At 61.3% G+C, this 11197-nt stretch carries 9 protein-coding genes and 1 pseudogene; 4 read left to right on the top strand and 6 right to left on the bottom strand.

Going from position 1 to position 11197, the window contains the following annotated elements:
* The first annotated feature begins 12 nt into the window (after positions 1-12).
* The 3 genes from AAAK34_RS13590 to AAAK34_RS13580 are packed head-to-tail and all read left to right on the top strand — an operon-like array spanning position 13 to position 3108.
* Positions 13-693 carry a response regulator gene (locus AAAK34_RS13590; protein ID WP_231695928.1) on the top strand — a complete coding sequence of 227 codons (681 nt, stop codon included), beginning with the start codon at positions 13-15 and terminating at the stop codon, positions 691-693.
* A gap of 2 nt (positions 694-695) precedes the next feature.
* On the top strand, positions 696-2186 hold the full coding sequence (locus AAAK34_RS13585; RefSeq protein ID WP_231695929.1) for an ATP-binding protein: 1491 nt from the start codon (positions 696-698) through the stop codon (positions 2184-2186).
* Positions 2170-3108, top strand: coding sequence for a DMT family transporter (locus tag AAAK34_RS13580; protein WP_431777384.1), 939 nt, complete (start codon positions 2170-2172; stop codon positions 3106-3108). Before AAAK34_RS13585 ends, AAAK34_RS13580 begins: the two co-directional genes overlap by 17 nt.
* On the opposite strand, the gene AAAK34_RS13575 is transcribed toward AAAK34_RS13580, so the two are convergent.
* From AAAK34_RS13575 to AAAK34_RS13565, 3 genes are read right to left on the bottom strand one after another with little or no spacing between them, the layout of a single operon-like run.
* Complete coding sequence (locus AAAK34_RS13575; RefSeq protein ID WP_431777383.1) at positions 3023-5116, bottom strand: FUSC family membrane protein; 2094 nt, start codon at positions 5114-5116, stop codon at positions 3023-3025. The two genes, AAAK34_RS13580 and AAAK34_RS13575, sit on opposite strands and share 86 nt — an antisense overlap.
* Positions 5110-5361 (bottom strand): hypothetical protein, encoded by a 252-nt coding sequence (locus AAAK34_RS13570; protein WP_431777382.1) that lies wholly within the window; start codon positions 5359-5361, stop codon positions 5110-5112. Before AAAK34_RS13570 ends, AAAK34_RS13575 begins: the two co-directional genes overlap by 7 nt.
* A complete protein-coding gene (locus AAAK34_RS13565) occupies positions 5358-6242 on the bottom strand; it encodes an inositol monophosphatase family protein (protein WP_231695932.1) in 885 nt (294 codons plus the stop codon). The genes AAAK34_RS13570 and AAAK34_RS13565 overlap by 4 nt, the downstream gene beginning before the upstream one ends.
* A 245-nt stretch (positions 6243-6487) precedes the next feature.
* On the opposite strand from AAAK34_RS13565, the gene AAAK34_RS13560 reads away from it, so the two are divergent.
* On the top strand, positions 6488-6916 hold the full coding sequence (locus AAAK34_RS13560; RefSeq protein WP_231695933.1) for an Hsp20/alpha crystallin family protein: 429 nt from the start codon (positions 6488-6490) through the stop codon (positions 6914-6916).
* Here AAAK34_RS13560 and miaA read toward each other — a convergent pair.
* From miaA to mutL, 3 genes and pseudogenes are all read right to left on the bottom strand, one after another.
* Positions 6906-7928: a tRNA (adenosine(37)-N6)-dimethylallyltransferase MiaA gene (gene miaA, locus AAAK34_RS13555; protein WP_231695934.1), complete on the bottom strand. Its 1023-nt coding sequence runs from the start codon at positions 7926-7928 to the stop codon at positions 6906-6908. The genes AAAK34_RS13560 and miaA overlap by 11 nt on opposite strands.
* Positions 7906-9108 carry a multidrug effflux MFS transporter gene (locus AAAK34_RS13550; RefSeq protein ID WP_231695935.1) on the bottom strand — a complete coding sequence of 401 codons (1203 nt, stop codon included), beginning with the start codon at positions 9106-9108 and terminating at the stop codon, positions 7906-7908. The genes miaA and AAAK34_RS13550 overlap by 23 nt, the downstream gene beginning before the upstream one ends.
* 16 nt (positions 9109-9124) lie before the next feature.
* A pseudogene (gene mutL / locus AAAK34_RS13545) lies at positions 9125-11112 on the bottom strand (DNA mismatch repair endonuclease MutL).
* Between the last annotated feature and the right edge of the window lie 85 nt (positions 11113-11197).

Raw genomic sequence — 11197 nt, 5'->3', positions numbered from 1 at the left:
AAAATAATGCCCATGCGTATCCTGCTGACCGAAGACGACACCATGATAGGAGAGGTTGTTCTCGACGCGTTGCGCGCCGAAGGCTGGGCGGTCGACTGGGTCAAGGACGGGGTCATGGCGGACACAGCGTTGACGACTACGCACTATGACCTGCTATTACTTGACCTCGGGCTGCCCCGTAAAGATGGGCTCGAAGTGCTGCGAAGTCTGCGCGGGCGCAAGCAGCGCCTGCCTGTGTTGATCGCTACTGCGCGGGATGCTGTCGGCCAGCGTGTCGCGGGTTTGGATGCTGGAGCAGACGACTACATCGTCAAACCTTACGATTTGGACGAATTGCTGGCGCGCATCCGTGCTCTCCGCCGCCGTGCCGATGGCCGAGCCGAACCTATCTATGCCTGGGGCGAGGTGACCATTAACCCTGCCACCCGTGAAGTCAGGCGAGCTGGGTTGCCTGTTAGCCTCTCGGCGCGAGAGTGGGCGGTGTTGGAACCCCTGCTGGCACGTCCGGGCCGTGTCCTTTCCCGAGCGCAACTGGAAGAAAAGCTTTACTCTTGGCGAGATGAAATCAGCAGCAATGCCGTCGAGGTCTACGTTCACGGCGTGCGCAAGAAGCTGGGCGCGGGTTTGATCGAGAATCAGCGCGGCCTCGGCTACAGGGTTCCCGCGGAGGACGGGCAAGGGGCGGAGACTTAGGGGTGCCTTTCAATTTCAGCCTGAAAGACAGAGTCACTCCATCGACGCCATCTCTGCGCGCGAGGCTGACTGGTTTACTGCTCCTGGCGGTGCTCCTCATCGCCTGCATTCAGGCAGTCATTACGTGGCGTGCCGCCAGCGCAGAAACCGAGGCGGTGTTCGATGCGCAGATGGAGCGAATTGCCCTTTCTCTCACTGGCGGGCTGGCGTCGGCTGTGTTGACCGACGATGCCTTGACGCCTGACGCCGGTGCGGACGATCTCATCATTCAGGTCTGGCGATTCGACGGCGTGATGCTTTATCGCTCGCGGTCGGCACGCCTGCTGCCACAGCAAGCGGTGCTGGGCTTCGCAAACGTGCGCGGAAACGGTGTTGACTACCGTGTGTTTGCGCTGCGGACGCCCTTGCAGGTCATTCAGGTGGCCCAGGATTTGGCCTTTCGCCGCAAGATGGCGGGGCAACTAGCCTTACGGGCCGTCATTCCTGTCGTGTCGCTTGCGCCAATTTTGATGTTGATCGTGTGGTGGGTGGTCGGGAGCGCGCTGGCACCAGTCGAGCGCGTCCGTAGGCAGCTGGCGGCGCGACGTGCCCATGATCTGGCACCGCTGTCCGTCGAGGGGCTGCCTGCAGAGGTGTTGCCCCTGGTGGTCGAGATGAACGGCTTGCTGGCACACCTCGCATCCGCATGGGAGGCGTTGCAGAACTTTACAGCCGATGCGGCGCATGAGCTGCGCTCGCCTCTGGCTGCGCTTCGTTTGCAGCTGCAAGGGTTGCAGCGTGCAGAAGACCCTGCGGCGCGGCGCGTGGCCTCCCAGCGATTGCTGGCTGGAATTGACCGGGCCACGAGACTCGTGGAGCAGTTGCTGGCCTTGGCGCGCCAGGAGGACGGCGGCAGCACGGAACCTCCTTCTTCAGCAAACTTGACCAAGCTGGCTCGGGAAGCGAGCCAGGAATTTGCTCGGGACGCCCAGGCGCGTGACATCGCGCTGGCAGTTCAGGATTCCCAGTCGGAGGTGATGGTGGCAGGTTACCCTGAAAGCCTGAAGGTAATGCTACGCAACTTGCTTGAAAACGCTTTGCACTACTCGCCAGACGGCGGCCGCGTTCAACTAAGCGTCACCTCTGAAACCGGGGCGGATGCCAGCAGCAAACCAAAGGCGCTATTGATAGTAGAAGATTCTGGCCCTGGAATCGCTCCTTCGGAGAGAGCGCGCGTACTCGATCGGTTCTATCGTGTGGCTGGGGCATCTGGTCACGGCAGCGGGTTGGGGCTGGCCATTGTCAAAGCAGTGGTGGATCGTCATGGCGCTCGGATTAGGCTCGCCGACTCCAGGGATCTTGGTGGGCTCAAAGTTGAGATCGAGTTTTCTTTAGACTGTGAACACGACCTGGGTCGCGGTGCCACAGATCGCCTGGACCTAGGCAGGTCATCCTCAGGTGATGAACCGCACCGGGTAGGTCTACAGAGATATTCGAGTGCGGCGCGTTACTAGGACTGGAGTCGCTTGCGGCGTAGGGGCAGGGGCTTTCTGGGGGCTTGTTTTTTTGGCTCCGGAGTTGGTCAGGGAGTTCAGCCCGCTGGAACTCACCGTTGGCCGTTATTTCTTCTACGGGTTGTTCGCCGCAGCACTCATTGCTCCCCGCTGGGGCTCTCTGGTGGCTCGCCTTCCTCGGCCCCAGTGGTGGAATCTCGCGTGGCTGGCACTTTCCGGTAATACGCTTTACTATCTTCTGCTGGCCAGCGCCGTGCAGCTAGGCGGCATCGCAATGACGTCGCTTGTCATTGGTTTCATGCCAGTGGCGGTCACCGTGGTGGGTAGTCGTGACCGAGGGGCGGTTCCTTTGCGGAGGCTCGCGCCGTCGTTGCTACTGTGTGCCGTGGGTGCGATTTGCATCGGATGGCAGGCGCTGGCGGGCATAGATGCCGGTTCGGTCACAGCTCTTGGTCAGCAACCTCTGATCGGGCTTTTGTGCGGGGTTGGGGCGTTGGCGTCCTGGACGGCGTATGCGATCGGCAACGCGCGTACCTTGGTGCAACTCAAACAGGTCTCCTCTCATGACTGGAGCTTGCTGACCGGGTTGGCTACGGGCGCTCAGAGCGTGCTGCTCATTCCGCTGGCGCTTTTCTTGAATCAAGCCAGTCACTCCTTGGAGGCCTGGGCTAGGTTGGGCGCGGTTTCTATTGGCGTCGCCTTGTTGGCGTCGATTATTGGCAATGCGCTATGGAACCGCATGAGTCGGTTGTTACCTCTGACGCTCGTCGGCCAGATGATCCTTTTCGAGACGCTGTTCGCGCTGCTCTATGGGTTCCTGTGGGAATCGCGATTGCCTACGTGGCTGGAGGCGTTGGCGTTGGTCTGTGTGGTCGCGAGCGTACTTTTTTGCGTGGCCGCTCACCGCTCGCCCGATTCATGACCGCTTTTGAGAGCTCGCCAATCACCTGGTCTGCGTCCTGACGCAATTGTCCCGCCAGATTGACAGCGAGAGATAGGCGACGAAGCAGCCACGGACTGATGTCGTTCTCGAAAGGATCCGGTAGCGTTTCGATGGGGGCTGCTGCGGCCGCCGCCAGATCGCGCGGGACATTGGCTGCTTCCGCTGAACTGTCGGTGAGGGTGCGTTCAATGCGCTGCCCTGCATTCAACAGTGGTACTTCGATTTCAACTAGATTCAACTGGTCTCTGCGCAGAAGAAGCATGGATTTGGCCGCACTGAGTTGCGCCAGCAACTGGTAGCCATGGGCCTGCAGGCGTTCCAGCAAAGCAACAGGGGGCTGCACTGCGCGAGGCTCTGACAGAGATCGCTCTGTGGCGAGTACCAGTGCGGAGAGGCTGTCATAGGCCTCTCTGCGTGCTAGCCGCCAGGCGAGTTCCGGCTGGGTGTCGATGTCGTGCAAGGCGGCCAACCCGACTGCCATGCGCGCGTGTCGTGCCTGGGCGAGCAGCGTTCGGCGCACCAGGCCAGCCAGCTGGCCGCGCTCCCATGAGGGCAGCACGTAGCAGAAAGCCCAGGCCAGCCCGGCCCCAAGGAGGGTATCGCCTACGCGCTCCAGAAATGCGAAAGTTGGGCTGGTGCCGGCATACATGAGGTGGGATTGCACCAGACCCAGCACCGATGCAGCCACTGCAGTGATCAGGTATCGACGCAGCGCAAAACCGTGTGCCACGCCCTGGGCGATGGTGACTGCGAGCAGAAGGACGAATGCTGGCGGATGCGCGGCAAGCAAACCCACTGCCAGCAGGCTTCCCAGCACGGTGCCTGCCACACGCGCGTCGCGACGCTCCAGCGTTTGCGCCAGACTGCCACGTAGTACGACGACGATCGTCAGCAAAATCCAGTAGTCGTGCGATCCCCAAGGCAGCAGCGTGGCAATCGTGTAGCCCGCTCCAACGGCCAGAGCCGCGCGTATGGCGTGACGAAGCGCTGGGGCGCGCCACGTCCAGAGGCTGAGGAAGGGGCGCCAGGACCAATCGGTGGGGCTGACGAAAAGACGCCAGTTGTTGCGCACGACGGTGAGATTGGGCAGTGTGTCGCCGCGTGCGAGTGAGCTGAGTTCTTTGACCCCATCGTTCAAATAGGTGAGGCGATGGGCCAGTCCGCGTACCAGTTCGGAAGCATCAATGCCGGGTTCGAGTGGGGGAGTCTCGTTCGCTGCCTGAGTTGTCAAACGTAGCGTCGCCAGCCGGGCATTGTGGTCGGTGGGAAGGACCGGATAGCGACCAGTGAGCATGGAATCGGCCACGTGCGTCAAATCCGCCGCCATTTGCAGCAGCATTTGCCGGACGTCGTTCAGCACGGCGGCGTGGCCATGGTGCTCGCGGACCTGATCCAGATCCAGCTCGCTGGCGACGAGCTGATCGCGCATCTCCAGCATGGCCAACAGCATGCCGGCCATTCGCTGGCGGCGTGGTGTGCGCGGCGATTCGAGCACGAGGTCGCGCGTATTCTGAATTTGATCCGCCAGTGCCGCCTGCCGGCGCAGCAGTTCGCCAAGTTCGCTGTTTGCCGCGACGGAGCCGGCGCCAGTCTCGGCGTCGGTGGAATGCGGAGCGAAGCGTCGGGCTTGGGCGCGCATCAGCGCTGCCATGGAAAACAGAAGATCGGCAATGAGCTGAGTGCGATAGCGGCCATTGCACGCGGCGTTGGCTGCTATTGAATACACCACGTACATGGCAGCTCCGAGCGCAAAATAGCCGGTGCGCTGCAGCGCCTCCCCGACATTGGACGCCGTTGGAGTGGACATGGAGAAGATCATCGCAAAGACGACCGCCATGGCGATCCCCGCACCGCGCTTGCCCCACGCCATTCCCAGAAAGCCTATGAAGGTGGCAGGCACCAGGAGCAGGCCAAGCTCCAAGGGGTGGGGACGCAGCAATTGAACTGCGAGAAACAGAGGCAGGCCGATCAGGGGAGCTATCACCATGTGCACGGCTTTGCCGCGCGTGGGAGCTGCCTGATCCGGGGGATGGAGGCGATGACTCCGACCACTGCCGCAGCTGCCGCAGCATGGCCGAAAAGACCCTGCATGACCGCGGAGACTAGAAATAGGCCGAAGGCGCATGATGCTCCGTTGAGCACATAGTGGCTCAACAGAGCGCGCATCGCCGAGCGGCGGCGCATGCGCCACTGGTCCGGGTCAAGCCAGCGTGCGGCGGCAGCAGGTGTCATGGAGCCGATGGCATCGACGCGTCGGGGCCGGGCAGGGTACCGGACGCTTGCCTGATCACTTCGGGCTTCGTGGATCTGTATTTGGAATATTTGCCCAGCAGGCTGACTAGTTGCCCGTACACCCTGGGACTGCCGGCTAAGCACTCCTGCTGCTCCATGAACTCGGATTCACCCGTGAAGTTGCCGATGAGACCGCCGGCTTCGGTGACCAGCAGTGAGCCGGCAGCTACATCCCAAGGCTGCAGGCCGCTGTGGAAAAAGGCATCGGTATAGCCGGCAGCAACGTGTGCCAGATCCAGCGCGGCGGCGCCTGGCTGGCGCAGCCCCTCGGTGCGCTGCATGACATCGGCCATCATGCGCAGGTAAGTGGGCATGTCGTCGCCCTTGCGATAGGGAAAGCCGGTGGAGATCAGGCACTGGTTCAATTGTGTGCGTTTGCTCACGCGGATGCGACGATCGTTGAGATAGGCTCCCCGTCCACGGGTGGCGGTGAACAGGTCGTTACGGGAAGGGTCATAGACGACGGCCTGCTCAATGCGCCCGCGCACGCTCAGGGCGATGCTGACGCAGTAGACGGGAAAGCCGTGTATGAAGTTGGTGGTGCCATCGAGGGGGTCGATGATCCAGACGTGATCGGAATGGGGGTTGCCGTGGGTGCGGCCAGACTCTTCTGCGTGGATGCCATGCTGCGGGAAGGCGGTGAGCAGGGTCTCGATGATGGCCGCTTCGCTGGCATGATCGACTTCGGTGACGAAATCGTTGACCTGCTTTTGGGAGATGCGCACGGCCTCGACATCGAGAGCGGCACGGTTGATGATGGCGCCAGCGGCGCGAGCGGCCCGGATGGCCACGTTGAGCATGGGGTGCAGGGTGGAGTTCATGAATTGTGGCAAGAGCAAAGATGACCTGCACGCACGATGGCGGAGGCTAATAGGCAATTTTCCCACGGATTGCCCTGATCGTGTTGAGCGAGGCCTATCCCTGAATTTGCGGTAGATCAAGCAGGTAACCGCTCGGGGGAGTGATGGGCCTTGAAATTTGGCAAAGGCATTCGCATCATATGTGTCGTGAGGGTGATTGCTCTCATCGATAGCTTAGACCCATCATTTTCATGAAGGAGAGACTTATGGCATCCCAACTTACACGTGGCAGCCTGTTCGACGATATCTTCAAGGAATTTGCGCCAGGTTACTTTATTAAGCCTCTGCATGGTGATCCACTACCCTCCGCCGCGCAGATCAAAATCGATGTCAAAGAGACTGACGCCGCCTATGTGGTGCAGGCGGAGGTTCCTGGCGTAGCCAAGGAGGATATCCATGTCTCGATTGACGGGAGCGTGGTCACGCTGCGCGCGGAGATCAAGCAGGCAGACAGCCAGACCGAAGGCGAAAAAGTGTTACGAAGCGAGCGCTATTTCGGCGCGGTGTCACGCAGTTTCCAGCTTCCGCAAGATATCGATCAGGCAACATCCAAGGCCAAGTATGACTCTGGCGTGCTCACTCTCACGCTGAATAAGAAGCAGGCCAACGGTTCTCAGCGCCTTGCTATTGAGTAACACCAACGGTGGCACCGGTGGCACCGTTGGCATTTGGGGCATAAGCGGCGTCAATGACGCGGCGAACTGCCTCCACAGCTTGCTTCACCACTTCTGGTGCGTCTGCCTGCAGCACGTGGCGTAGCGGCATGCTACGTAACCAGGTCAGCTGCCGCTTGGCAAGTTGGCGCGTCGCGGCAATGCCGCGCTCGCGCAGCTCCGCCAGGGGATACTCGCCGTCAAGCGCTTCCCATGCCTGTCTGTAGCCTACGCAACGCATCGAGGGCAGATCAGGCTTGAGGTCGTCGCGTGCACGTAATGCCGCCATTTCGTCGAGAAAGCCTTCTGCCAGCATGGTGTCGAAGCGATGGGCTATGCGCTCGTGAAGCCAGGTGCGGCTTGCAGGTTCCAGCGAGAATAGCGGTATAGCCTGCCATTGACCTGATTTAGCTTCGGTCAGCTTTGTGGTGTGCAGGCTCGCAAGCGGTTTGCCGGTCAGTTTCCAGACTTCCAGAGCTCGCTGAATGCGCTGGGTGTCGCCAGGCGGCAAGCGCGCCGCCGTTACAGGGTCTACACGGGCAAGTTCGGCGTGCACGGCAGGCCAGCCTTGCTCGGCAGCCTGTTGTTCTATTTGTCGTCGCACGTTCGGGTCTGCAGGTGGAAGAGTGTCCAACCCGCCCTGCAGCAACACCTTGAAGTAGAGCATGGTTCCGCCCACCAGCAAAGGAAGTTTCCCACGAGCCCGGATGTCGTCGATCAGGCGCTCGGCGTCTGCCACGAACTCTGCGGCGCTGTAGGTCTGAGCCGGATCACGGATGTCGATCAGATGGTGTGGCACGGCGGCGCGTTCCGCGAGGGTGGGTTTCGCGGTGCCAATATCCATGTCGCGATAGACGAGAGCCGAATCCACGCTGATGATTTCGGCGCCCAGAGCGTCCGCCAGCGCGAGTGCCAGCGCGCTCTTGCCGCTGGCTGTGGGCCCCGCCAGTCCTATGGCCCGGATGTGAGGGTTAGTGACGTGCAGGTTCGCCATGCTTTTGTACCAGTGTCCAGGCAGTAAGGGCAATGATGGTGCACCAGAATGCCATGCCAAGCGCCATGGGGCGCGACGTGCCGTCCATGGCGCTGCCCATCCAGAGTCCCATGGGAAAAGTCATCAACATCATGAAGAAACCGTTCAGTGCAGAGGCTGCTCCGGCCATTTGTGGAAACGGACCGACTGCCCCGCTTTGAGCACAAGGCTGGTGTACCCCATGCGCGAGCAAAAATAGCGCTTGAGGTAGCACCAGTGCCCATGCGCCATACCAAGGCTTGCCCCAGCCTAGGAAAGCGAGCGCAACGACCAGTAATCCTGCGGTTGCCGTTATACCGCCCGCCATGGCCACGGTACGGCGCACACCCCAGCGCGAAAGCAGGCGGCGGCACATGAAGGTGCCCACGATGTACACCACAGACAGCGTCGCCATGATCAACCCGTAACCCGCCCCGGAGACGCCCATCACGCGCAGTAACAAGAAAGGCGATGTAGCCAGAAACGTAAACAACGCCAGGTAGGAGGCCGTCGAGAGTATTGAATAGGCAACGAAAGTGGGGTGTCGAACGATCTGTGCCCACGAAGCCAGTTGCTTGCCAGGCTGCAAGGCATGCAGGTTGGGCGAAGCCAGGGTTTCCTCGAAACGCAATGCCAGCAGCACCAGTGTGCCTGCTCCGAAAAGTGCAGGAATAGACAGCGCTGCGCGCCAGCCGAGTAGTTCTGTCATCAAACTGCCCAGGGGTGCGCACATGACCGCAATAATTCCCAGACCCGAGAGCCCTCTGGACATCATCCGGGCACCTTCCAGTGGCTGATACAGGTCGCGCACGATGGCGCGCGCACACATGACGGCAGCGCCCATGGCTGCGCCCTGCAGTACGCGCCAGGCGATCAGCCAGTTCATGTCGGGGGAGAGCACGGTTCCGACCGAAGCCAGCGTGTAAAGCCCCATTCCCCAGAGCAGTACCGGCTTGCGGCCCCATCGGTCGGACAACGAACCCCAGGCCAGCTGCGAAATGCCAAACGCCAGCAGCAGGCCGGTAAACGTAAACTGTACCTGCGTAATGGAGGCGGCAAACCCCTCTTGTATGGAAGGCAGTGCGGGAAGATAAGCGTCAGTCGTCACTGGCTGAATGCCCAGCAGCAGCGTCAGCAGTATGGCGATCACGTAAGGCGTCATGGGCCTGGCAGAATTTTTACCGTCCACGCAGGAACAATCCGTCCAGTTCGCGCATGGTGAGTTGCCGCCATGTGGGGCGGCCATGGTTGCACTGATCAGATCGATCTGTTGCTTCCATCTGGCGCAGCAGGGCGTTCATTTCTTCATGACTCAGCCGCCGGTTGGCGCGCACCGCTCCGTGGCAAGCCATGGTGCCCAGCAATTCGTGTTGGGCACGTTCTACAACGGTGCTGGCTTCGTGCTGAGCCAATTCGGCCAGCACGCTGCGCGCCAACTCTACCGCATCGCCTGACGCCAGTGTGGTGGGTACTGCGCGAACTGCCAGCGTCTTGGGAGAGAAAGGGGCAATGTCCAGGCCCAGCCGGCCCAGTACTTCGGTGCACGATTCCGCTGTGGCCACTTCATGCGGCGTGGCCGCAAAGGTGGCCGGAATCAGAAGTGGCTGACTTGAAATTGTTGCGCCTTCCAGTTGTTTCTTTAAACGCTCGTAGACAATGCGCTCATGCGCGGCGTGCATGTCGACAATGATCAAGCCCGCGTGGTTTTCTGCGAGGATGTAGACACCATGTAACTGCGCGATGGCACGGCCCAGTGGCCATTCATGTGGCTGGCTGGCTCCATCACCCGGGGCCTCTGCGGCAGTGGTCTGGGTGGGCTCGGCGTGCGGCACCAAAGTGGAGATCGTAGTCTGGGGGCTTTTTCATTAGCGCCCTCCGGCGCCCAAAGCAGGCGCAGATCTTCCATGGCGTGTTTTGCGGAGGTGCCCAGATCCATGGAAACCTGCCTGGGCCGGAACTGCTGAAATGGCTTGAAATCTCTGGAGGAGGGCGGCTCCTGGGCCTCCGTGGCCCGATCAAATGCCCGAGGGAAGCTCACGCTGGCTTGCTGCGAAGGCGGCGCCTCGGCGAGCGGTGAGGCAGATGCCCAGGAAGTCGTTCCCGGAGCGCTGCTGGTCACCGCACCGGCTTGATTTGCGCGCGGGGCGGCCAAGGCGTTTTCCACGGCGCGGCGCACGGCCTGATGCACTTCACGGCTGTCTCTGAAGCGCACCTCGATCTTGGTGGGGTGCACGTTCACGTCCACGCGCGTGGGGTCTATGGTGATGTAGAGCACATAGACCGGCTGGCGTTGGCCGTGCAAAACGTCTTCGTATGCACTGCGAGCTGCATGCGTGATGACCTTGTCGCGCACGAAGCGGCCGTTCACATATGCAAACTGCTGGTCGGGGCGTGAGCGGGACAGGTCAGGCACCCCGACGCGGCCCGTGACGTGCAGTGGCCCCGCTTGGTAATCGACAGGCAAAGACCCTTCGAGAAAGTCTTCTCCCAGCACATCGCCCAGCCGCTGCGCCAGGCCTTCCGGCCCAGGGTGGCTGCGCCATTGTTCAAGGACTTTGCTTTCATGCCAGACCGTGAAGGAGACATCGGGTCGTGCCAGCGCCTGGCGACGCACGGACTCGAGGCAGTGAGCCAGTTCGGTCGCGTCGGTCTTGAGAAACTTGCGCCGGGCCGGCACGCTGAAGAACAGTTCCTTGACTTCTATGGTGGTGCCGAAGGCGCGCGCACCGGGCCTGAGCTCGCCTGTGCGGCCGTCCAGGAAAAATGCGTTCGGCTGACCGCCGACGCGTGAAAGTATCGTGGTTTCAGCAATCGAATTGATGGCGGCCAAGGCCTCACCACGAAACCCCATGGTGCCGACCGATTCCAGCTCCAGCAAATTGGAGATCTTGCTGGTGGCATGGCGTTTCAGGGCTATGGGCAATTCATCTGGCGCGATACCGGCACCGTCATCTTCCACCGATATCAGGCGAACGCCGCCTGCCGCGAGGCGCACTGTGATGTGCTGTGCGCCTGCGTCCAGTGCGTTGTCCAGCAACTCGCGCACCACAGAAGCGGGCCGTTCCACGACCTCGCCAGCGGCAATCTGGCTGATCAGTTCGTCGGGGAGTTCACGAATCGGGCGCCGGCTAGCCGGCTCTGCGGGCGATGAGGGAGTGGTGTGCACCGTGAGATTCTAGGGGGTTAACTTGGCGCGCTGCTTTGTCCGGACTTTCTGTGCAGGTCATCCTCCAGGGGGTAGCGAAGGCCTG

Source organism: Ottowia caeni (assembly GCF_050821495.1).
Classification (GTDB): Bacteria; Pseudomonadota; Gammaproteobacteria; order Burkholderiales; family Burkholderiaceae_C; genus Ottowia; species Ottowia caeni.
The sequence above is the reverse complement of the archived record's forward strand: the minus strand, read 5'-3'. Positions and strand labels throughout refer to the sequence as shown.